Source organism: Vibrio sp. J1-1, from assembly GCF_021728395.1.
GTDB lineage: Bacteria > Pseudomonadota > Gammaproteobacteria > Enterobacterales > Vibrionaceae > Vibrio.
In genome coordinates this window covers 109619-131807 of record NZ_JAKKCM010000002.1, presented here as the reverse complement: position 1 = coordinate 131807, position 22189 = coordinate 109619, and the positions used below count along the sequence as shown (strand labels likewise).

Below are 22189 nucleotides of genomic sequence, written 5' to 3'. Positions count from 1 at the left end.
GGACAAATCTCAACCACACTTGTTTTTATTGATAAGAATTAAAACAACGAGGAGTAGATAATTGTGCCGATATTTTTAACCATCGATTTCAAACCGTGGTTAAAAATAACGATAGGTCCAAGTGATCTGAGTATAGGATTAGAGACCTCACTTCCGAGGGCCAAGAGCATCGGATTTTCTACAAGGAGAGTGTATGAGAGGCATTACTATGCATTTTACGTTGGAGGAATTCCAAGAACGTTTATCCAAGGTTCGACAATCGATGCTCGAACGCGAATTAGATTTACTCATCATTCATGACCCATCCAACATGTCTTGGTTGACCGGGTACGATGGATGGTCTTTTTATGTGCCTCAATGCGTGATTGTAGGTCCTGAAGGCGAACCTATCTGGTTCGGACGCTACCACGACGCAAACGGCGCTTATCGAACCGCGTATATGTCGGCTGAAAACATCGCCTCCTACCCCGATCATTATGTGATGAACCCACCTCTCCACCCAATGGATTATTTGGTTGAGTCCGTATTGACGCCCCGCTGCTGGGACCGTGGCCGTATTGGTGTAGAAAAAGACAACTATTACTTTAGTGCGACCGCTTACGAATCGCTGATCGACCATTTGCCGAATGCGCAGTTGCTCGATGCTACTGGTTTGGTGAATTGGTGTCGTGCGGTAAAGTCTGACCAAGAGTTATCGTATATGTACCGCGCTGCACGTATTGTAGAAAACATGCACCGTGTCGCGTTTGACATGATAGAGCCGGGCTTACCAAAACATCATCTGGTAGCAGAAATTAACCGTCAGGCCGTTCTTGGTCATGAGGAACATTTTGGTGATTACACCGCTATTGTTCCGCTATTACCTTCGGGTGCCGATGCTTCCGCGCCTCACTTAACCTGGGACGACAGACCATTCAAAAAAGGAGAAGGCACTTTTTTTGAAATCGCAGGAGCGCATCGGCGTTACCACTGCCCTTTATCTCGCACCATTTTCTTGGGCGAGCCCGATGATAAGTTCAAACGCGCAGATGAAGCACTGACTCGCGGACTTGAGGCTGGCTTAGAGGCAGCTAAACCGGGCAACACTTGTGCCGATATTGCCAATGCGTTGAACAAAGTCCTCGATAAAGCAGGCTTTTCCCGTGAAGGAGCTCGTTGTGGTTACCCTATTGGTCTCAGCTATCCGCCAGATTGGGGCGAGCGCACCATGAGCCTTCGCGACACCGACAAGACAATACTGAAAGAAGGCATGACGTTTCATTTTATGCCCGGCCTATGGTTTAAAGACTGGGGTCTAGAGACCACGGAAAGCATTGTCATTACCCGGCTAGGTGCCAAAACATTATGTGATTTCCCTCGCCATTTGTTTATTAAACACTGATCAAGAAAGGTTGAAACGAAACACTTAGCAAAGAACAAGGAGTTTGCATGCAAAACAGCTCGATCACAGCCACTGTCGACTTTGACCGAGAAGGTACCCAACACGGATTTTTAACCCTACCTCACTCCCATGATGATTCCGCGTGGGGGAGCATTATGATCCCAATAACGGTGATAAAAAATGGCCCAGGTCCAACATCACTTTTGACCGGAGGAAACCATGGCGACGAATATGAAGGGATCACCAGTCTCTTAAAGCTATCGAGTTCACTACAACCCGAACAAATTCGCGGACGCGTCATTATTGTGCCAATGATGAACTTGCCATCTGTCCAGAATGCCTCTCGCACGTCCCCTATCGACAAAGGTAACTTAAACCGTAGTTTTCCCGGAAACCCTGTAGGAACCGTGACAAAGAAGATCGCCGACTACTTCTCCCGTTATTTGGTGCCACTGTGCGATTTCGCTCTGGATATTCACTCAGGGGGCAAAACGTTAGATATCCTCCCATTTGCAGCCGCGCACCGCCTAGATAACCCAGAACAAGAAGAAGCCTGCATATTAGGAGCGAAACTGTTTGGCGCCCCTTATACCATGATCATGCTCGAAATGGATGCCACCAGCTTATATGACACCGCCGTGGAATCTCAGGGTAAAGTCTTCGTCACTACTGAACTGCGTGGAGGCGGCACCAGCACTCCACAAACTATTCAATATGCCGATCGCGGTATCCGTAATTTCCTGCGTTTTGCAGGCAACCTTTCTGGTGATTATGAAAAGCCAAGTCAACCAACCCAGTTGCTCGATATGCCAGATGCAGACTGTTATGTCCAAAGTCAGCACAGAGGTATCGCGGAATACCGATTTGAGCTTGGTGATGCCATCAATCAGGGTGATGTCATTGTAAGAATCTACTCTATCGAACGAACTGGCGAAGCCCCAATAGAATACAAATCAGAGCGAGACGGTATTTTCGCTGCGCGCCGTTTTCCTGCTATGGTGAATATTGGTGACACGCTCGCTGTCATTGCCAAAGATTGCGGAGAATTCTTTTAAACATCTTGCTTACTTTCGTCAGTATTTCGTCCAAACCAAGAGGAGACCAACCATGCGCCTCGATCGCTACGACGTCAAAATTCTACAGATCCTTCATGACAATGGCCGCATCACTAAATCCCATCTTGCGGAAGAAATAAACCTTTCCGTCAGTCCGTGCTGGGAACGGGTTAAAAAACTTGAAGAAGCCGGCATCATCGAAGGTTATGGTGCAAAGGTGAATACCGATGTGTTATTCAAACGAACCTCAGTCATGGTTGAGGTTTCACTCAAAGAGCACAACGCGCAGGCTTTCAAGCGCTTTGAACAATTGGTCAAGCATACCCCTGAAGTGACCGACTGCTATGCCACGGGTGGCGGCGTTGATTACATCCTCAAAGTTCAATCAGAGGACATCGATCAATACCAGCGACTGATTGATAACTGGCTTGATTCTGAAGTGGGCATTGAACGCTATTTTACTTACATCGTCACCAAAACCATCAAGCGAGATTCAGGCAGTTTAGAGATCAATCAAAACGTTTTGTTCTAAAAGGAAAAGTTAAACCTGTTCTAAGCAGAAAAAAACGCGACTTTCTGTCTTTATAAAGAAAAATGTCACAGTACCGGCCCTCCCATCAGAAATAATTTAACTCCCTCCTCGATTACAGTTTAACTATGGATAACGAAGCTCGAGAGGGACTTATGACAGCACTTCATAACTTTCATGGCGACGAAGTCAAAGCGTCGCATGACATGATGGCAATCATGGAAGACGTACGCTTGGTAAGAGGGCTCGCTTACGTTAATGGCAAGTGGACAAGCGGAGACCATTTCCATCCCGTTCATAACCCAGCCGACGCAAGTGTGATCGGATATACCACCCGACTGTCCCAGCAGCAACTCTACCAAACGATTGATGATGCCGATCGCGCCTTTCGTCAGTGGCGAAAAATGCAGGCAGAACAACGCGCTGAAGTATTGATGCGTTGGCACGATATGATTCTGCAATCCAAACAAGATCTCGCGCGTTTGATGGTGATGGAGCAAGGCAAAACCATAGGCGACGCACTTGGTGAAATTGATTATGGCGCGTCTTTTATTCGCTGGTTTGCAGAAGAAGCACGTCGTAGCTACGGTGAAACCATTCCCAGCCATATACCGAATGCCCAGCTTTCCACAATACGTGAGCCTATTGGGGTTGCGGCATTGATTACACCATGGAATTTCCCTAATGCCATGGTGACGAGAAAAGCCGCTGCCGCATTAGCGATTGGATGTCCGGTCATCATCAAACCTGCGAGCGAAACGCCATTTTCATCTTTAGCGCTGGCAGAACTGGCCGATCGAGCAGGATTTCCGGCAGGTGTTTTTAATGTAGTCACGGGCGACGCTGCCATGGTCTCTAAGACACTGTGTCACTCCGATAAAGTAAAAGCTCTGTCATTCACAGGCTCCACTCGGGTAGGTAAATTGCTGCTGCGCGACGCGGCGCAAACCGTGAAGAAATGCAGTATGGAATTGGGGGGAAACGCGCCCTTTATTGTCCTGCCCGATATGGAAATTGGATCAGCAGCCAAAGCAGCCGTAGAAGCAAAGTTTCAAACCGCCGGACAAGATTGTTTAGCGGCAAATCGCATATTTGTTCCACACGATAAATACCAAGTCTTTCTCGAGGCTTTTGCTAAAGAGATGGACAAAATTGTTTTAGGCAACGGCTTAGACAACAAGACCACTATGGGACCGCTGATCAATCGAGCGGCCGTGGACAAAGCCCATGACCTCGTCCGTGACGCCCTTGATAAAGGTGCGAGATTGGTCGCGGGTTACCACAACGAGGTTCCGGGTGAAAACTTCTTTGCGCCAACGCTACTCGCCGATGTGACACCAGAGATGGCCGTCTACCGTGAAGAAAACTTTTGTCCCGTCGCCGGCGTGCTTCCCTATCAAGATTTAGACACCGTGATCGACATGAGTAACGACACAGAATATGGCCTCGCTGCCTACGTTTATGGCCATGATATTCACCAGATCTGGCGATGTATGCGCGGCTTGGAGTTTGGCATGGTGAGCGTCAACTCCGTCAAGATGACCGGGCACCCTATCCCCTTTGGCGGCGTAAAACAGTCGGGATTAGGGCGCGAGGGGAGCCACCACGGCTTTGAAGAGTTCAGCGAAATTAAATATTGCTGCTTAGGCAACCTGCCTAGCGTTAGTGGCTGTTGAGACAGGAAAGTTGAAGATAAACAGGAGAAGGACTATGAGCAATAAAACACAACAACTACTGGAGATCGATCGTCAACGTGTGTTTCATGCCTCAACCCACCTAAAGCAGTACGCGGCTGGTGAGCTTCCGGGCAGAATCATATCAAGCGGGCAAGGCATTCGAATCACCGACTCAGAAGGCACTGAACTTATCGACGGATTTGCCGGCTTGTATTGCGTAAACATTGGTTATGGCAGAACAGAAATGGCGGAGGCGATTTACGAGCAAGCGAAAGAACTGGCGTACTACCACACCTATGTCGGTCATACCAATGAAGCCTTGGTCAAACTCTCAGACCGTATCATCAAAATGGCACCGGACGGCATGAGTAAAGTCTACTACGGCATGTCAGGTAGTGATGCGAATGAAACCCAGCTCAAATTAGTCTGGTATTACAACAATGTCCGTGGCCTCCCAGAGAAAAAGAAAATCATCTCCCGAGATCGCGCTTACCATGGTTCAAGCATCGCTTCGGGCTCAATGACTGGCTTGCCACTGTTCCATGCTCATTTTGATCTGCCACTGGAACGCATCAAACATACGATAGCACCTTATTATTACCGTCGTGAAAATGACAGCATGTCGGAACTGGAATTCTCTCAATACTGTGCAGATCAGCTTGAGTCGATGATTCTTGCCGAAGGGCCAGAAACCGTCGCGGCAATGATTGCAGAGCCTGTGCTCGGAACTGGTGGTATTGTGCCACCGCCAGAAGGCTACTGGCAGGCGATCCGTAAAGTACTCGATAAGTATGATGTTTTATTGATCGCAGATGAAGTGGTATGTGGTTTTGGACGTTTGGGCTCCGATTTTGGCTCTATCCACTATGACATGAAGCCAGACCTTATCACGGTAGCAAAAGGCTTAACATCGGCGTACCAGCCACTTTCTGGTGTGATTGTCGGCGAACGAGTGTGGAGTGTACTGGAAAACGGCACCGACCAATGGGGCGCAATTGGCCACGGCTACACCTATTCTGGTCACCCGATGGGCGCAGCGGCTGCAAACTGCAACTTAGATATCATTGAGCGAGAAGGCTTAGTACAAAACGCAGCAGATGTGGGCGCTTACTTGCAGCAACGCATGAACGAAACCTTCATAGATCATCCGCTCGTCGGGGATTCTCGTGGTATTGGTTTACTGCATGCACTGGAGTTTTCGCCTGACAAACTGCGTCGAGCACAATTTGACCCGAACTTAAAAGTTGGCCCGCAAGTATCCGCAGCCTGCCTGGAAGTCGGACTGATTGCCCGAGCCATGCCACATGGCGATATTCTGGGCTTTGCGCCTGCACTCATTACCAACCGCAACGACGTCGATACTATCGTGGATAAAGCGCATCGAGCGGTCAATAAAGTGATGGATAACCTCGTCACCTCTAAGCAGTGGAACGCTAAATAACGGCCGTCAACGTTAACCATACTGAGCATGACATGCCGGCTTTTACCGCAAAAGCCGGCATTTTATTAGGATATTCACCCTACATCCCTTCCCTGCCCTTTCCTTGCGGATCAGGACTGGTTAAAATGGCAAAAATTGCGTATTAACTGGATTAAACATGGCAAAACTAACCCTTCAAGAACAAATGCTAAAAGCTGGCTTGGTTAACGAGAAAAAACTAAAGAAAGCGAAAAAAGGTTCTAAAAAATCCCGCGTTCAGGCACGCGAAGTCAAAGCGGCCGTTGAAGAAAGCAAACGCCAGCAGTTAGAACGAGATAAAGAGTTGAGCAAACAACAGAATGCTGAACGTTTGAGTAAAGAAATCAGAGCTCAAATCAATCAATTGATCGAAATGAACAAAGTTGATTTGAAAGATGGCGACATCAAATACAACTTCACCGACGGTACTTTGGTGAAATCACTGTACGTTGATTCTCTGATTCGTGAACAGTTGATCAAAGGTATTCTCGCTATTGCGGTTGTAGGCGAGAGCTATGTAGTCATCCCACGCGGCGTAGCAAACAAAATTGCGCAGCGTGACGAATCAGTGATTATCGATCAAAAAGAACCTGAAGCCGACATCCCTGAAGAAGACGACCCATATGCAGAATTCGTCGTTCCAGACGATCTGATGTGGTAAGCAGTAAGGACTCATTTTATAAAAGAAAAGGCAGCTATTTCGCTGCCTTTTTGTTTCTTTCTACTGTTATCTTGCTTTCAAGTTACTTAGAAAGACAAGTTATCGATAATGTTATCGTCAACCTGGTTAGCTAGTGTCACTTTTAACTTCGGTGTTCTTTCCATTTCACGTTGAATCGCAAAATTAGCTTCTTTGTTACGTGCCCAGCTACGACGTGCGATACCGTTGTTCACATCGAACAATAGCATTGACTTCAATCGGCGCTCTGCGCTGTCACTGCCGTCAAGCAACATACCAAAGCCACCGTTGATCACTTCACCCCAGCCTACACCGCCGCCGTTGTGGATAGAAACCCAAGTCGCGCCACGGAAACCATCACCGATTACATTGTGAATCGCCATATCAGCAGTAAAGCGGCTACCATCGTAGATGTTTGACGTTTCACGGAACGGTGAATCAGTACCACTTACATCGTGGTGGTCACGACCAAGTACCACAGGACCGATTTCTCCGCGATTAATCGCATCGTTAAATGCTTTCGCTATTTCCATACGACCTTGCGCATCCGCGTAAAGAATACGAGCTTGTGAACCTACAACCAGTTTGTTCTGTTTCGCATCTTTGATCCAAGTGATGTTGTCTTGCATCTGCTGCTGAATTTCTTCTGGCGACTCTTGCATGATCTTGCTTAGTACTTCCGCAGCAATCTCATCGGTTCTGTCCAGCTCTTCTGGCTTACCTGAAGTACAAACCCAACGGAACGGACCAAAACCGTAGTCAAAACACATAGGACCAAGAATGTCCTGCACGTATGACGGGTATTTGAAGTCAATGCCGTTTTCCGCCATCACATCGCCACCAGCGCGAGAGGCTTCCAGCAAGAACGCATTACCGTAATCAAAGAAGTAAGTACCACGAGCCGTGTGCTTGTTTACCGCATCAGCATGGCGCTTCAGAGTCTCTTGTACTTTTACCTTGAACAATTCTGGCTCTTCACGGATAAGACGGTTCGACTCTTCATAGCTGATGTCCACCGGGTAGTAACCGCCTGACCAAGGGTTGTGTAGCGACGTCTGGTCAGAACCTAGGTGTACGAAGATCTCCTTCTCGTAGAAGGCTTCCCATACATCAACCACGTTACCGATAAAGGCAATCGATACCACTTCTTCGTTAGCCTGAGCTTTACGAACACGCTCAACCAGTGCGTCCATGTTGTCGACCAACTCATCAACCCAGCCTTGTTCGTGACGCTTAATCGCCGCTTTCGGGTTCACTTCTGCGCACACAGTAATACAGTTCGCGATGTTACCGGCTTTAGGCTGTGCCCCACTCATACCGCCAAGACCTGCAGTCAGGAAGATCTTACCTTGCGGGCTTTGACCTTTTTCCAGCACCTTACGGAATGCATTCATCACCGTAATTGTGGTGCCGTGTACGATGCCCTGAGGACCAATGTACATGAACGAGCCAGCCGTCATTTGACCATATTGAGTCACGCCTAATGCGTTGAATTTTTCCCAATCATCTGGCTTCGAGTAGTTAGGGATCATCATACCGTTGGTAACGACGACGCGCGGCGCATCTTTAGACGACGGGAACAGACCCATAGGGTGGCCAGAGTACAAGTGCAGAGTCTGGTCGCTTTCCATCTCACTTAAGTACTTCATGGTCAGCAGGTATTGCGCCCAGTTCTGGAATACCGCGCCGTTACCACCGTAAGTGATGAGTTCTTCTGGATGCTGCGCCACTGCAGGATCTAAGTTGTTGTCGATCATCAGCATGATCGCGGCTGCCTGCTCACACTTGGCCGGATAGTCAGCAATAGAGCGAGCTTTCATCTCATAGCTCGGTTTGAAGCGATACATGTAGATACGGCCAAAATCTTTCAGTTCCTGAGCAAACTCTGTAGCCAGTTCCTGATGCCACTCTTTCGGGAAGTAACGCAATGCATTACGAATCGCCAATTGCTTTTCTTCAGGAGTCAGAATGTCTTTGCGTTTTGGCGCACGGTTTACACCTGCTGGATACGGTTTTGCTTCCGGCAAAGTGCTAGGGATCCCTTGTTTAATTTGTTGTTGAAAATTCAATACAGTTTCCATCCTTAGCGGCTCCCCTTAGTTAACGTTAAACGCTTGTGTCTTAACAAGTGTGATCATCGCATCAATATCTGGTTTAAGCAGACGGTCTTCTTCTAGCTTGGCAACTTTCTCACGAATAATATGGAAATTTTCTTCGATCAAATCTGAACATTTGTTCGGACGTCTAAACTCTATCGCCTGTGCAGCATACATAAGTTCGATAGCTAAGATCTTTTCTAAGTTACCTAAGATCTGGTTCAGTTTTCGACCTGAGATGCTGCCCATCGAAACGTGATCTTCCTGACCCATTGAGGTTGGTACGCTGTCAGCAGACGGTGGGAAACACAGTGATTTGTTTTCAGTAACCAGCGCCGCTGTCGCATATTGCGGAATCATCATGCCTGAGTTAAGGCCACCGGATGAAGTCAATAGACGCGGTAGACCGTGCAAGCCTTCAAGGAGTAGGTAACAACGACGGTCGGCAATGTTGCCCAGTTCCGCTGCTGCGATTGAAGCGTAATCCAACACCATCGCAAGAGGTTGACCATGGAAACTACCACCGGAAATCGCTTCTTCGGAGCTGATAACAATCGGGTTATCCGTTACCGAGTTCATTTCGATTTCAGCAAGTTCTTTTAAGTGGTTATAGGCATTGCGAGAAGCACCGTGTACCTGAGGAATACAACGTAGTGAGTACGGGTCTTGCACGCGAACACAATGCGCATGAGAAGCCATGTTTTCTGAGCCTTGGAAGAAACGTCTCATTCGAGCCGCCACTTCAAGGTTACCTGCGAACGCACGAGTCAGGTGAAGCTCTTCTCTGAATGGAGAACCACTGCCTTGCATGCCCTCGATACTCATCGCGCCAGATAGGTCAGCTAAATCAAGCAGGTAGCGCATTTTTGTTAGTGCGGTAATCGCATGCGACAAAATAAACTGCGTGCCGTTAATCAGTGCCAAGCCTTCTTTAGCATGCAGCTCAAGTGGCTCTAAACCGTTTTCACGAAGCGCTTGCGCGGCAGGAATGATGCTGTCACCGTTCCAGAATTCACCTTCACCAATCAGTGGTAAAAACAGGTGAGAAAGTGGTGCTAAGTCACCCGATGCACCCACTGAGCCTTGCTCTGGTACAACAGGGATAAGATCCAGTTCGATGAACGCTAGCATGCGCTGAACCACTTCTAGGCGAATACCTGAGTAGCCCTGGCTTAACGCATGTACCTTAGTAATCAGCATCAGTTTTGAGATTGGTTTAGCAATTGGCTCACCCACACCAACCGCATGAGTAATCAGGAGGTTTTTTTGTAGCAGATGCGTTTCTTCAGGTGAGATTTGCGTATCACATAGAGGACCGAAACCCGTATTGATGCCGTACACTGCCTTATCTGATGCTGCGATGATGTCTACATTACGACGACTTGCATTGATCTTATCTAGCGCTTCTTCACACAGTTCCGCTTTGATACTGCCATCAGCAATTCCATTTACGATATCTAGGTTTAGTCGGTCTACACCATATCTAAACGTCATTTTGTTCTCCTAACATACGATATTTTGCTATCACGTTACTTATGGGCTCATGCTAACTTGCTCTGGATGTTTTATAAAAGCATAATGTTCGTAGTTCATTCCGGTTTTATCGAACTAAAATCCAAACGATAAAGAGGGCTACCTATGCAGGTGCAAGATGTTGATTTACGTATGCTAAGAATATTCGTTGCTATTGTTGAGTGTGGTGGTTTGTCAGCGGCGGAAACCCGTTTAAACATCGGTCGCTCAACCATTAGCTCTCATTTATCTGATTTGGAATTACGGCTTGGGCTTAAGCTGTGTAAACGCGGCCGAAGTGGCTTTGAAGTAACAGAAGCAGGACGCGTGACTTATCAAGCCTCACTAGAATTACTGCAACAGTGTGAAGCCTTTGCAGCAACAGTCGCGAGTTCAAAAAATGAACTCTCGGGCCGAGTGACGATTGCCATGATTGACACCTTAGTCAACGATCCGCGCTGCCGCGTAGCAGATGTCATTTCTTCATTAAAAAACAGAAGCAATAACTTACAGTTCGACATTAACGTCTGTGAGGCACGCGAAGTCGAAACGTCCGTCGTCAATGGTCGTTCATTGGCCGGCATCGGCGTCAGTCGCCACCAACTAAGGGGGCTCGACTATTATCCACTGCATAATGAAACTAACTATTTGTATTGTGGCAAAGGCCACCCACTGTTCGACTGCAAGCCCTCTGAAATCAAGACACTTTTGCAACAAGCGGAAGTGATCACCAGTAACTATATGCGAGACAAGGAAACCCGAAACGATGCGCTGAATTACCAAAACAGCGCTATTGCCTATCACGATGAGGGGATTGCCCATCTCATTTTATCGGGCGCGTTTATCGGCTACTTGCCCGAGCACTACGCCAGCAGTTGGGTCGACAAGGGACTGTTAAAAGCTATCCTGCCAGACAAGTACACCTACCAAATTCCGGTCATGCTGATCACATTAAAAAATAACTCGGCTTCACCATTAGCTAAAGCACTGATTTCAGAAATAAAACGCTGCCACGGTGCTAACTCATAATCGGGTAGCACAACCTGTAGCGTTATTGAGGGAGCTATGAATATACTCATTCCCCCCTGGACTAAATACCCCCAATTGTATTGTCGCTTGATGAATCAGAGACTGAGCAGTTGTTTAAAGGCCTCTCCAATTCGAGAGAAGAGGATGTGTATCCCACTTTTCATCAAGTCTATGAAATTAAAAATCTCCTCAAGAAACACATAGACAATATGCAAGACGAAAATACAAAAGCTACAGTTCTTAGAGAAATCGCGTTCGAACTCAATTGGAAAGCACCATAGCCACAACTCAGCTAACTAAGAGAAATGGTAGAGTGAGTAGTGGCGTAAAATCTGTATCCTCAGATAAGGAACGACGTAGAGGACAGAAAATTCATTCATTTTGGGCAAGGAGACCAATCATGCTATGGATTGCCATAAAGTACCTTACAACTGCGGCTGTCGTTGTTTTGATTTCTGAAGTAGCAAAACGAAGTGATAAATTAGGTGCTTTAGTTGCTGCTTTACCGACTGTCACAATATTAGCATTGATCTGGATGTACATTGAGGGCCAGGGAAGCAATAAACTCTCTAATCATGCGTTTTATACTTTCTGGTACGTGCTGCCAACGCTACCCATGTTTTTGCTCTTTCCTTACTTGCTGACTAAATACTCTTTTTGGGTCACATTACTAATAAGCGGCTTAGTATCAATTGTTTGCTTTGGTCTTACTCATATGTTGGTAAAGCAGTTCGGGATCAACTTGTTGTGAAGTTTGAACAGAACACGGTTGCTAATACAATCCACGGCGCTGGTTAATCAAAAGCCCACCGAAGTGGGCTTAATCCGTATCTGTCAAACCATCTACTGAGATAAAAGATCTTCAATCAGCTGACATGTATATTCCAAGTTTCCTTGCTCAACGACATTAGCGAGTCCTTTTCTAGGCTCATCGACAGTGCCCGGGCCATGACCATCACCCGAAGGATCCGCTGAATGCTTCCCCTGCTCAAAACCTTGCTCTTTGATCGCTTCCATGGTCAAGGTTCCCCAGTTGCACTCTATCGTCATAGCTTTGATGGGTGGGCCCGCATAAGCAAACGATGCAAATACTGTTGCGAGTCCTGCAAAAAGCACAGGTATACATACTTTAGATATGTTCATAATCTCCTCCGTTATTTTTACCTGTCTAGATGGCATGTGTTGCAACTTCCACCATCGCTTTATACTGTAGCCCACATTACAGAGACAGCTCTCATTTACTCATCGGCTGCGGGTTCTTGAGTACTTTCTTGATCGTTAAATCGGTACCCAAAGCAGTTTCCTCTACCTTGTTTGTTAGCAAAGTTTCCACCATGGACTTGGTTCATCCACTCCTGCATTGCCTCAGGGTTATCGTGCATTTCTTCCATCCATGCTTGCATGGCTTCAGGGTTACCATGAAGTTTGAGCATAGCTTGGTACTGAGGACTCTCCGGATTCATCATGGAGTGCATAAAACCAAAGTTGTTGTCGCCGTTATTCATATGTGCAAACACACTTGCTGAAATAGCGAGTACACTCGCAACGGCCAATAATTTAGTGAACGTTTTCATCATTCATCCTCCACCTGTTCTATTCATTGTCATTACAGCAATTTTTGAGAATGTAGGTGTGTCGCAATCCCTTTTATTTCTGACAAATGTTGGCAATCCCTCAGATTGACACACTTTGTCACACATCCGTTTTCGAAATGTTTATATTGAATAATATGTATAAGCCATTGAGGTTGTTTGATGGAACAGGCCTATCGAATTTTGGTCGTTGACGATCATCAGGAAATTAGAGACTTACTGAAACGATTTTTAACTCAGCATGGTCTGAACGTTGTCACGGCTGCTGATGGCGACAGCATGGAGAAGGCCATGCAGCATCAGCGGTTTGACCTGATCATTCTGGACTTGATGTTACCGGGGAAAGATGGCGTAACCTTGTGCCGGGAAGTCAGAGCCGTATCAAATATACCGATCATCATGCTTACTGCACTGGGTGAAGAAATCGATCGGATTGTTGGTCTGGAAGTTGGAGCCGATGATTATCTCGCAAAGCCCTTTAACCCCAGAGAGTTGCTGGCTCGAATTAAGTCGGTGTTAAGACGCCACTTCACCATTCCCAATGTTAATGAACAAGTATCCACAACCCATACAAATTACGATTTTTCCGGCTGGTCACTCAACGTAACGACGAGGGAGTTATTTGATCAGAATGGCGTTTTAGTCTCCTTAACGTCCACGGAATTTGAACTGCTCCTTGCTTTTCTGACGCATCCTAATGTTGTTCTAAAGAGAGAGAATCTACTCAAGTTAGTTCAAGGGCGAGGTGCTGATGTTTATGACAGGGCGATTGATACGCTCATTAGCCGCCTGCGCAAGAAAATTGAAACCGACCCTAAAGAGCCAAAATTGATAAAAACGATTTGGGGTGGCGGCTATCAGCTGAGTTGCGAGGTCAATCATGATTAAGTGGATTCGGAGTCTTGGACTGATATACCAAATCGGAGCCATTGTGTTAATCGGCTTTGGTATCAGCTCATACCTTTCGATCCACCTGTTATCCTCTGAAAGCTCTAAAAGTTTGAGCCTGCTCTCCTCTTCAGCAGCCGTTCAAAGAGTACTATCCGTCGTTGACATATTAGGCCAAACGCCAGAATCTCTGGATAGATCAATCGTTCATGCTAGCAGTAGCTCGGATCTGTCACTCTCAATTACCTCAAATCCACAGATCGTAGAAACTAACGTGATTTCTGAGGACACGAGGCTGTTGAAAGAAAAGTTTAGGGCTAAAGGGATAGAAGAAGTCAACCTATCGTTAGTCAAACGATCTCGTCCAATCATGAACATGAGCGATATGCACAACGCTATGATGTCTGGACGTGCCATGGAAATGCGAAGAGATCTTCATATGGGTTATCTGGCCACGATTGACGGTTCGATTCAGTTGAACAGCGGTAAGTGGTTAAACTTCTCGTCTGGTATTCAGGAAGATATCGCACATTGGTCTGTTAACGTCATCATTGCTTTAGCCGTCGTCATGTTTGTGACTCTGACGCTGTCTCTTTTTATTATTCACCGTGCTCTTCGACCAGTACAAACGCTGGGAAAAGCTGCAACAGAGTTCGCCTTGAACCGTAAAGTCACACCTGTCAGTGATAAAGGTCCGAAAGATTTGCTCCCCGCGATCTCAGCATTTAACAAGATGCAAATCGATATTTCTGAATTTATCGACGAAAGGACGCGCTTGCTTGCTGCTATATCTCACGATTTAAGGACACCGTTAACAAGCCTTCGTCTCAGATTAGAATTTGCAGAGGATACAGAAGACAAACAGCAAATGCTTAAATCTATTTCGATCATGGAACAAATGCTCAAAGCAACCATGAGATTTGCAAAAGATGACAGCAATTTAGAAGAAAGACAGCCTGTCAATATCGATAGTCTGCTGCAAACTATTGTGGATGAGTTCGACGAGAAGTCGGTAAAAGTTCAATACACAAGTCCAGGCCATTTAGTTGAGTCGATGCCTCCGATCACTATACGCAGAATGGTGGAAAACTTGATTAACAATGCCCATCAGTATGGCGGAGAAAATTGTGAGATTACATTAAGTGTCACGAAACTGCCCGAATGTATTGAGTTTACGGTTGCCGATACCGGAATTGGTATTGATCCATCTAAATTTGAAGAAGTTTTGAAGCCATTTAGCCGACTAGATAAAGCCCGAGATACAGACAGCTCTAATGTAGGCTTGGGCTTAGCGACAACCAAAGCTCTGGCTCAGAATTATGGGGGTAAACTGTGGCTGAGGAACAAAGAACCTCATGGCTTGATAACCACTTTTACGATTGGTTTGAGTCGGTAGGTTTGGAGAGTATTCAAACAGAGCAGAATAAAAATGGCAGCGCTAATTTAGTTAAGCTGCCATTTTTAAACCGTATGAGTCCAAGACTACTCTGTTACTCTTAAACCCCTTAAAACCATATCGACGACAAACTCCTGCGCTTTTTCAAACTCTTCTGTCGACAGAGGTCCACCTTTGATCAACCTGATCTCGGTATCAAAATCGGCGTAAAACTGAGTGGCTCCCCAAATCAGAAACAACAAGTGCAAAGGCTCAACAGGGCGAATCAGTCCCTGATCGATCCAGGATTGAATGATAGTGGCTTTGCCTGCTGCCCAGTTGACCATTGGGAACTGAATTGAATCTGCAATAATAGGCGCACCTTGAATAATCTCTTGTGCGAAGATCTTCGACTCTTTTGGGTGTGTTCGGCTGTATTGCATCTTGCCGACGATGTAATTTCTCAGCACGACTTCAGGCGGCAACGTCGCGGCTTGTTCTGAAAAACCGTCATTCCATAGCGTGAGTATATCTTTCAATAACGCTTTATAGAGGCCTGTCTTTGACTTGAAGTAGTACAGCAGGTTCGCCTTAGGTAGGTTCACTCTGTCAGCAATGGCCTGAACAGAGGTGCCTTTGTAACCATGCTTGACGAACTCATCTGCCGCGGCTTGTAAGATTTGCTCTTCATTACGTCGCCTGATCTCACCGACATTAGCTCGTTTCGTTTGCCCTGCTTCAACAACCAAGTTGACTCCTTATCTTTCGACTTTTTGTCTCTACCAATCTTAACAAATAGCTTTTCATCTTAGCTGGCTAAAGTGCCTATTGACCTCTGTACAAGATACGCGCCAACCCCGAGAACGCTCAGCAATCCGTTGATATCGGGGGTCACCATTGCTCCGCTGGACGAGACCTGCATCAAATGAGTGCAATGTATACAACAGCTAGCACCAAAGTTATACATAATCCAGTCGCCCCATCAGATCCCCTCAAATTATTGGGGTTTTCTGGCACGCATATTATGCTTGATATATAAGCCTTCAAGCTAAAAGTGGAAAGTTATTTTTAAAAATACGACCAATTGGTCAGGTTTTTGCTTTAGTCCTAATACCAACTGGCTAATACCAACTGGCTAATACCAACTGGCTAATACCAACAAGTAGGCTAGTTATGCAAAGACGAAACGAATAACAGATTCATCCTTAGCTTGTGCTTTCGCCAAGACTGCGCGAGCTATTTTGGGGCTCTTGAGTTGACCATATGGACAGGTTTTTAACAATAATGAATAGAGGAAGTTATGTTAGAGCTCATGATTAATAATGATGTCGTTACAGTGACATCAGCAAAAGCAGACACCATGCTTTTGAACTACTTGCGTGAACAAAAACACATGACAGGCTCTAAAGAAGGGTGTGCCAGTGGTGATTGTGGCGCTTGTACGGTAGTAGTCGTTGATACCGATGACGCAGATAAACTGAGTTATCGACAAATCAACGCCTGCATCACCCCGATTCATGCTCTGCACGGTAAACAGATCATTACCGTGGAGCACCTAAAACAAAACGATCAGCTTCATCCTGTGCAGCAAACCGTTGTTGATCACCACGGTTCTCAATGCGGCTTTTGTACTCCAGGAATTGTGATGTCGCTCTACGCACTGTCAAAGCAAGAAGTAGCGCCGCATAACCCAGCTCACTTTCTGTCAGGCAACCTGTGTCGATGCACGGGCTACGGTCCACTGATTGAAGCAGCGAACTCGATTGCTGCAAGCCATATTGATGATCCGCTTAGCGTTCATGAAACAGCCGTCAAAGCATGGATGGCTTCAGTGGCAGAATCAAATGAGCCAAACTACGCGCGCCCAAAAAATCGTCAGCAACTCGCTCAGGCAATCAAAGAGATGCCAAAGGCAAAAATGATCGCGGGCGGTACGGATTTATCGCTAGAGGTGACACAGCAACACAAACCTCTGCCACAACTGATCGATTTGTCTCACGTCGATGACTTACTGACGATCACAGACACTTCGGCAGGTTGGCGTATTGGTGCAGCCGTGCCAATGACGCAAGTTCATGAGTTCATTAAACAACACTTCCCTACGGCTGATGAAGTGATTGAACGCTTAGGTAGCTTGACTATTCGCCACAGAGCAACGCTTGGTGGCAGTCTCGGCCACGCCTCACCAATTGGCGATATTGCCCCGCTACTTATCAGCCTGCATGGCCTGATTGAACTAGATGATGGCGAAGACAAAGTGCTGCTAGCCCCAGAGGAATACATTACTGGCTATCGTCAGACTGTACTTCAGCCTAACCAGTGGATCAGTGCGATTCACTTGCCTCAACTTGCTAAAAACGAGCGCCACGCCATCTATAAAGTCAGTAAACGCTACGAGGATGATATCGCCACGGTCACGTTAGGACTGAACATGGCATTTGATTCCAACCAATGCGTCACTCACTGCATCATTTCTGCTGGCGGAGTAGCCGCTAAGTCAGTGCGCCTCAGCAAATTAGAAGTCTTATTTGTTGGTAAACCATTGTCGCTTTCTGTCGTAGAGCAAGCGCAGGAAATGGTGCCTCATGTCATTCAGCCACTAAGTGATGTACGAGGCAGTAATACTTATCGAGTCAGGTTGGTTCAGAACCTACTTAAACGGTTTTATTTGGAGTCTCAGAGTATTGAGACAAGGTTGGTGCAAGATGCGTAAGTTAACTCAGGTTGAATCAGGACAAACCATACTCCCTGAATCCCAACAAGTCGTAGGGAAACCTTACAAGCATGAAAGTGCCGATAAACAGGTCAGCGGTGAAGCGCTTTTTGTCGATGACTACGCCATTCCGGCGGGATGTGTGCACGCGGCCGTTGTTACCAGTACCATCGCCAAAGGTCACATTACACAGCTCAACTTATCAGACGTTGAGCGCGCAGAAGGTGTCGTTAAAGTACTGACAGAGACCTCGATTCCCGGAGAAAAAGACATTGGTACCATTCTCAAAGGCGATCCATTACTGGCGATAGATAACGAGATTAAGTACTTCGGACAGCCTATTGCCCTAATTCTGGCGACGACGCACGAGCTGGCATGGAAAGCCGCAAGTCTGGCGAAGGTTGAGTACACCGAAACAGACGGCCTGGCGCTGACTTATCCAACAGCCGCATTACAAGCTCCCCTGTTGCCTTCGCACCAGATGGGTAAAAAAGTCGAACAACAAGTCTTTGACCAAGCGCCAGTTTATATTCAAGGCGACATCTATGTCGGCGGACAGGAACACTTCTATTTAGAAGGTCAGGTAAGTCTTGCGGAGCTAACCGAAGATGGCGGTATATTCTTACGTTCTTCAACCCAAAATCCGTCAGAAGTGCAGAAATTAGTCGCCGAAGTATTGGCTATAGACTTTAACCGCGTCACGGTTGATATGCGCCGTATGGGCGGAGGCTTTGGTGGTAAAGAAAGTCAGGCGGCTCAATGGGCGTGCCTGGCAGCTCTTGGGGCGCACCATACAAAACGCGCAGTAAAAATGCGCCTCCCTCGTTCACTGGATATGACGGCCACGGGTAAGCGTCACCCATTCTACAACCGTTACCAGCTTGCGGCAGACGCTCAAGGCCAGATCTTTGCCGCGAATATCGAAGTGAACGGTTTGTGTGGCCACTCTCCTGACTTGTCAGATGCGATTGTCGATCGTGCCATGTTCCACGCAGATAACGCTTACTCGTTAGGCCAAGCATGTGTAGTTGGGAACAGGCTAAAAACCGATATGGTTTCCCACACAGCATTCCGTGGATTCGGCGGACCTCAAGGCATGATCGCGATTGAAAAAGCAATACAAGATTTAGCGCTTCAGGTTGGACAGGATTCGCTCGATGTTCGTTACAAAAATCTGTATCGCGACGAAGCACACACCACACCGTATGGCATGGAAGTCGAACAGCGTGATGCAATGCTAGACATTATGCGACAGCTTGAGCAGCAAAGTGATTACCGCGCTCGTCGTGAATCAATCAAACAGTGGAACCAAAGTAACCCGGTACTGAAAAAAGGGCTGGCATTAACCCCAGTCAAATTCGGGATTGCGTTTACTGCAACACACCTTAACCAAGCGGGCGCGCTGATTCACGTCTACACCGATGGGACACTTCAGGTATCACACGGCGGGACAGAGATGGGACAAGGTCTGCATACGAAAATACAACAGATCGTTGCTCAGTCTTTCGGCATCGATATTAACAAAGTGCTTGTCACCTCAACCCGCACAGACAAAGTGCCGAACACCTCACCGACAGCCGCCTCTTCTGGTGCCGATCTTAACGGTATGGCGGCGCATAATGCAGCAATGACGATTAAACAACGCTTACTTGATTTCGCTTGTGAACATTATCAAGTCGAAGAGGCAGACATCGTCAACGGTGAGCTTGTCGGTATTGAATCATCACCGAAATACCAACAACCCGTCAGTTGGGCGGAGTTAGTTCAGTTGGCGTATATGAACCGTATTTCCCTTTCTTCAAGCGGATTCTACCAAACGCCAAAAATTGGTTATGACCGCAACACTGCCACTGGTCGTCCGTTCTTCTATTTCGCCCTGGGTGCCTCCTGCTCAGAAGTCACGATCGACACCCTAACAGGCGAAATGCGCGTAGAAAAAGTCGACATTCTTCATGATGTAGGTAACAGCCTGAACCCGGCAATCGATAAGGGACAAATTGAAGGCGCATTCATTCAGGGGATAGGCTGGTTAACCACAGAGGAGTTAGTCTGGGATGAAAATGGACATCTGCTGAGTAATAGCCCGATGAACTACAAAATCCCGACCATCGGTGACTACCCTAAACAGATGCACGTGGATCTGTACGATCAAGCCAATCCGGAATATAGCATTTACCGTTCCAAAGCAGTTGGCGAACCACCATTCATGCATGCGAACAGTGTCTGGTGTGCTATTTACGATGCCGTTGCCTCTATCAGTCAACATCAATGTACGCCAGCACTGCACGCGCCTGCAACGGGTGAAGAAATCCTAAATGCTTGTGAGCATCAGCAACAGTGGCTCGCGGAGCAGCCAATGCAGGAGGAATCTTATGTCGTCGAAGAATGAGGCCTACCTGTCTAACTCAGGTATGAACTGGTTAGCCGCCTGCCAGCAACTTGAGCAACAAGGTCAGGCTTACTGTATTGCAACGGTTCTGGCTTATGTGGGCTCTGTACCGCGCTCTAGTGGTGCGAAGATGGTTATCTCGGCTCAAGGTCAGTTCGATACTCTTGGCGGCGGTAACCTCGAATACCAGGTGATCGCCAAAGCGCGTGAAAACCTAGCGCTTCAACACGCTGAACCAATTATCGAACGCTTTGCCTTATCTGCGGATCTTGGGCAGTGTTGCGGCGGAGCGGTACAAGTGATGTTCGAATTCTTCCAGACGCAAACTCCGCAAGTGGTGATATTTGGTGCCGGACATATTTGTCAGGCACTCACCAGCATTCTCAATGGATTGCCTTGCCATGTAAAAGTCATCGATAGTCGCTCAGAATGGCTAGCGCCTTTATCGCAAAAAGGAATAGAGACAGCGCTACTTATTAATCCGGTCGATGCAATTGAAACACTGCAAGACCACACGTTCGTGTTGATCATGACTCAAGACCACGCGCTTGATTTTGAGCTGACTCAGCATGCGCTCGAAAGTCAGCGCTTCGCTTATGTGGGGTTAATTGGCTCGCAAGGTAAAAGCCAACGTTTCAGATTCCGCCTTCAAGAACAGCTGAGCAACGTCAACTTGCTCGACCAGCTCACCTGCCCGATTGGGAATCCAGACATCACTGGCAAATTACCAATGGAAGTGGCGGTCTCGGTTTCTGCCCAATTGATGGCACGGTTTAAGCAGCATCAAGCTAATAAACAACACAATGAAATGCAGCCAGACGTAAAACAACATAACGAAGAACAATGGCAACAAGCCAATCTTGCGCGCAAAAATATCAAGGAAAATCATCAATGAGTACAGTAAACCTTGCCTTGAACCTGAGTGACGAACAGCTAGAGAGAATTTGCACCAGCCAACGTTGGCAGCAAGAAATGAAAATCCGCATGCCGTTTGACTCAATAGATTCTTTACTTCGTAGCGCAGAGATTGCCTTTACCAAGTTAAAAGAAAACGACTGGCTGGAAGCATTTGCAGGTCACCCGATGATTGGTGATCTCAATAGCCTGAAAAAGAAATACTCACAAGGCAAAGACCTCAGCGAAAAAGAGCAAAAGAACGTTAAACAGGCTTCTACCGATGTGTTGCAAGAACTGCTTAAGCTCAACCGCGAATACCACGACAAATTTGGCTTCATTTTTATTGTGTGTGCCACCAACAAGACTGCAGAAGAGATGCTCATCCTACTCAAAGGCCGAATCAATCGCTCGCGGGAGGAAGAGCTACATCAAGCAGCAATAGAACAACAGAAAATCAGTAACATCAGAATGGAAGCCTTGTTATGAAACAACTCAGTTGCCACGTTTTAGATACCGCAAACGGAAAACCAGCCACCGGTATTCAAGTTCAACTATTTAGCCTCAATGACCAAACCTGTCTCGCAGAAGGCACCACCGATCAAGATGGTCGCGCCAAGTTCCCAGAAGTAATCCTGGAAAAACAGGGTTACACGCTGCGTTTTCTTGTTGCACCTTATTGTGATGCGCAATTTGGCAGCGCTTTCTTTCCTCTCATTGACGTGAATTTCAACGTTTCTGACGAGGGTAACTATCACATCCCTCTTCTACTTTCCCCATTCTCTTATTCGAGTTACCGGGGAAGTTAACAAGAGAGGATTGTGCTTCAGTGAGGCAGTTTGGCGAAGTCCCCTCGCAAAGCGCAATCCAACATCAATAGGACATAATTTCAAAGAGTAAGACGTTAATAAGGAATATTACG

General features: G+C 46.8%; 20 protein-coding genes. 15 read left to right on the top strand and 5 right to left on the bottom strand.

All coding sequences use genetic code 11. The features are described from left to right. The first annotated feature begins 193 nt into the window (after window positions 1-193). The 6 genes from doeA to L3V31_RS03235 all read left to right on the top strand — a co-directional run bounded on the left by doeA (window position 194) and on the right by L3V31_RS03235 (window position 6761). Complete coding sequence (gene doeA / locus L3V31_RS03260) at window positions 194-1381, top strand: ectoine hydrolase DoeA (protein ID WP_237314675.1); 1188 nt, start codon at window positions 194-196, stop codon at window positions 1379-1381. A 47-nt stretch (window positions 1382-1428) separates the two neighbouring features. Then, window positions 1429-2436 carry a N(2)-acetyl-L-2,4-diaminobutanoate deacetylase DoeB gene (gene doeB / locus L3V31_RS03255; RefSeq protein WP_237314673.1) on the top strand — a complete coding sequence of 336 codons (1008 nt, stop codon included), beginning with the start codon at window positions 1429-1431 and terminating at the stop codon, window positions 2434-2436. 52 nt (window positions 2437-2488) lie between these two features. Beyond that, window positions 2489-2968 carry an Lrp/AsnC family transcriptional regulator gene (locus L3V31_RS03250; RefSeq protein ID WP_237314671.1) on the top strand — a complete coding sequence of 160 codons (480 nt, stop codon included), beginning with the start codon at window positions 2489-2491 and terminating at the stop codon, window positions 2966-2968. 152 nt (window positions 2969-3120) lie between these two features. After that, complete coding sequence (locus L3V31_RS03245; protein ID WP_237314669.1) at window positions 3121-4641, top strand: NAD-dependent succinate-semialdehyde dehydrogenase; 1521 nt, start codon at window positions 3121-3123, stop codon at window positions 4639-4641. 34 nt (window positions 4642-4675) lie between these two features. After that, entirely contained in the window at window positions 4676-6082 is a 1407-nt protein-coding gene (locus tag L3V31_RS03240) for an aspartate aminotransferase family protein (RefSeq protein WP_237314667.1), read from the top strand. A 157-nt stretch (window positions 6083-6239) separates the two neighbouring features. Next, a complete protein-coding gene (locus tag L3V31_RS03235) occupies window positions 6240-6761 on the top strand; it encodes a DUF2058 domain-containing protein (protein WP_237314665.1) in 522 nt (173 codons plus the stop codon). Between the two features lie 86 nt (window positions 6762-6847). On the opposite strand, the gene L3V31_RS03230 is transcribed toward L3V31_RS03235, so the two are convergent. After that, on the bottom strand, window positions 6848-8860 hold the full coding sequence (locus tag L3V31_RS03230; RefSeq protein ID WP_237314663.1) for a urocanate hydratase: 2013 nt from the start codon (window positions 8858-8860) through the stop codon (window positions 6848-6850). 15 nt (window positions 8861-8875) lie between these two features. Beyond that, window positions 8876-10369, bottom strand: a complete 1494-nt coding sequence (gene hutH / locus L3V31_RS03225) for a histidine ammonia-lyase (RefSeq protein ID WP_237314661.1) — start codon at window positions 10367-10369, stop codon at window positions 8876-8878. A 144-nt stretch (window positions 10370-10513) separates the two neighbouring features. Here hutH and L3V31_RS03220 point away from each other — a divergent pair, with 144 nt between their 5' ends. Together L3V31_RS03220 and L3V31_RS03215 are read left to right on the top strand one after the other, a co-directional pair. Next, the gene (locus L3V31_RS03220) at window positions 10514-11416 is read left to right on the top strand and encodes a LysR family transcriptional regulator (RefSeq protein ID WP_237314660.1); all 903 of its coding nucleotides are present in this window, start codon (window positions 10514-10516) and stop codon (window positions 11414-11416) included. A 400-nt stretch (window positions 11417-11816) separates the two neighbouring features. Further along, window positions 11817-12167, top strand: a complete 351-nt coding sequence (locus tag L3V31_RS03215; RefSeq protein ID WP_237314658.1) for a DUF3147 family protein — start codon at window positions 11817-11819, stop codon at window positions 12165-12167. Between the two features lie 92 nt (window positions 12168-12259). Here the strand turns inward: L3V31_RS03215 and L3V31_RS03210 are convergent, their stop codons facing one another. Further along, entirely contained in the window at window positions 12260-12559 is a 300-nt protein-coding gene (locus L3V31_RS03210) for a hypothetical protein (RefSeq protein WP_237314656.1), read from the bottom strand. Between the two features lie 95 nt (window positions 12560-12654). After that, window positions 12655-12993 carry a hypothetical protein gene (locus L3V31_RS03205; RefSeq protein ID WP_237314655.1) on the bottom strand — a complete coding sequence of 113 codons (339 nt, stop codon included), beginning with the start codon at window positions 12991-12993 and terminating at the stop codon, window positions 12655-12657. 177 nt (window positions 12994-13170) lie between these two features. On the opposite strand from L3V31_RS03205, the gene L3V31_RS03200 reads away from it, so the two are divergent. Together L3V31_RS03200 and L3V31_RS03195 are read left to right on the top strand one after the other, a co-directional pair. Beyond that, window positions 13171-13896: a response regulator gene (locus tag L3V31_RS03200; protein WP_237314653.1), complete on the top strand. Its 726-nt coding sequence runs from the start codon at window positions 13171-13173 to the stop codon at window positions 13894-13896. Then, a complete protein-coding gene (locus L3V31_RS03195; protein ID WP_237314650.1) occupies window positions 13889-15292 on the top strand; it encodes a HAMP domain-containing sensor histidine kinase in 1404 nt (467 codons plus the stop codon). Before L3V31_RS03200 ends, L3V31_RS03195 begins: the two co-directional genes overlap by 8 nt. A gap of 86 nt (window positions 15293-15378) precedes the next feature. Here L3V31_RS03195 and L3V31_RS03190 read toward each other — a convergent pair whose 3' ends face one another. Continuing rightward, a complete protein-coding gene (locus L3V31_RS03190; RefSeq protein ID WP_237314648.1) occupies window positions 15379-16020 on the bottom strand; it encodes a TetR/AcrR family transcriptional regulator in 642 nt (213 codons plus the stop codon). A 551-nt stretch (window positions 16021-16571) separates the two neighbouring features. On the opposite strand from L3V31_RS03190, the gene xdhA reads away from it, so the two are divergent. The 5 genes from xdhA to uraH are packed head-to-tail and all read left to right on the top strand — an operon-like array spanning window position 16572 to window position 22076. Beyond that, entirely contained in the window at window positions 16572-17984 is a 1413-nt protein-coding gene (gene xdhA / locus L3V31_RS03185; RefSeq protein ID WP_237314646.1) for a xanthine dehydrogenase small subunit, read from the top strand. Beyond that, window positions 17977-20373, top strand: coding sequence for a xanthine dehydrogenase molybdopterin binding subunit (gene xdhB, locus L3V31_RS03180; protein ID WP_237314644.1), 2397 nt, complete (start codon window positions 17977-17979; stop codon window positions 20371-20373). The genes xdhA and xdhB overlap by 8 nt, the downstream gene beginning before the upstream one ends. After that, window positions 20357-21268 (top strand): xanthine dehydrogenase accessory protein XdhC, encoded by a 912-nt coding sequence (xdhC, locus tag L3V31_RS03175; protein WP_237314643.1) that lies wholly within the window; start codon window positions 20357-20359, stop codon window positions 21266-21268. Before xdhB ends, xdhC begins: the two co-directional genes overlap by 17 nt. Next, complete coding sequence (locus L3V31_RS03170; protein WP_237314641.1) at window positions 21265-21756, top strand: 2-oxo-4-hydroxy-4-carboxy-5-ureidoimidazoline decarboxylase; 492 nt, start codon at window positions 21265-21267, stop codon at window positions 21754-21756. Before xdhC ends, L3V31_RS03170 begins: the two co-directional genes overlap by 4 nt. After that, a complete protein-coding gene (gene uraH, locus L3V31_RS03165; RefSeq protein WP_237314639.1) occupies window positions 21753-22076 on the top strand; it encodes a hydroxyisourate hydrolase in 324 nt (107 codons plus the stop codon). Before L3V31_RS03170 ends, uraH begins: the two co-directional genes overlap by 4 nt. The last annotated feature ends 113 nt before the right edge of the window (window positions 22077-22189 follow it).

Bases quoted from the DNA above. Each gene is read 5' to 3' on its own strand.
- doeA (WP_237314675.1), top strand. From the start codon at position 194: ATGAGAGGCATTACTATGCATTTTACGTTGGAGGAATTCCAAGAACGT.
- doeB (WP_237314673.1), top strand. From the start codon at position 1,429: ATGCAAAACAGCTCGATCACAGCCACTGTCGACTTTGACCGAGAAGGT.
- L3V31_RS03250 (WP_237314671.1), top strand. From the start codon at position 2,489: ATGCGCCTCGATCGCTACGACGTCAAAATTCTACAGATCCTTCATGAC.
- L3V31_RS03245 (WP_237314669.1), top strand. From the start codon at position 3,121: ATGACAGCACTTCATAACTTTCATGGCGACGAAGTCAAAGCGTCGCAT.
- L3V31_RS03240 (WP_237314667.1), top strand. From the start codon at position 4,676: ATGAGCAATAAAACACAACAACTACTGGAGATCGATCGTCAACGTGTG.
- L3V31_RS03235 (WP_237314665.1), top strand. From the start codon at position 6,240: ATGGCAAAACTAACCCTTCAAGAACAAATGCTAAAAGCTGGCTTGGTT.
- L3V31_RS03230 (WP_237314663.1), bottom strand. From the start codon at position 8,860: ATGGAAACTGTATTGAATTTTCAACAACAAATTAAACAAGGGATCCCT.
- hutH (WP_237314661.1), bottom strand. From the start codon at position 10,369: ATGACGTTTAGATATGGTGTAGACCGACTAAACCTAGATATCGTAAAT.
- L3V31_RS03220 (WP_237314660.1), top strand. From the start codon at position 10,514: ATGCAGGTGCAAGATGTTGATTTACGTATGCTAAGAATATTCGTTGCT.
- L3V31_RS03215 (WP_237314658.1), top strand. From the start codon at position 11,817: ATGCTATGGATTGCCATAAAGTACCTTACAACTGCGGCTGTCGTTGTT.
- L3V31_RS03210 (WP_237314656.1), bottom strand. From the start codon at position 12,559: ATGAACATATCTAAAGTATGTATACCTGTGCTTTTTGCAGGACTCGCA.
- L3V31_RS03205 (WP_237314655.1), bottom strand. From the start codon at position 12,993: ATGATGAAAACGTTCACTAAATTATTGGCCGTTGCGAGTGTACTCGCT.
- L3V31_RS03200 (WP_237314653.1), top strand. From the start codon at position 13,171: ATGGAACAGGCCTATCGAATTTTGGTCGTTGACGATCATCAGGAAATT.
- L3V31_RS03195 (WP_237314650.1), top strand. From the start codon at position 13,889: ATGATTAAGTGGATTCGGAGTCTTGGACTGATATACCAAATCGGAGCC.
- xdhA (WP_237314646.1), top strand. From the start codon at position 16,572: ATGTTAGAGCTCATGATTAATAATGATGTCGTTACAGTGACATCAGCA.
- xdhB (WP_237314644.1), top strand. From the start codon at position 17,977: ATGCGTAAGTTAACTCAGGTTGAATCAGGACAAACCATACTCCCTGAA.
- xdhC (WP_237314643.1), top strand. From the start codon at position 20,357: ATGTCGTCGAAGAATGAGGCCTACCTGTCTAACTCAGGTATGAACTGG.
- L3V31_RS03170 (WP_237314641.1), top strand. From the start codon at position 21,265: ATGAGTACAGTAAACCTTGCCTTGAACCTGAGTGACGAACAGCTAGAG.
- uraH (WP_237314639.1), top strand. From the start codon at position 21,753: ATGAAACAACTCAGTTGCCACGTTTTAGATACCGCAAACGGAAAACCA.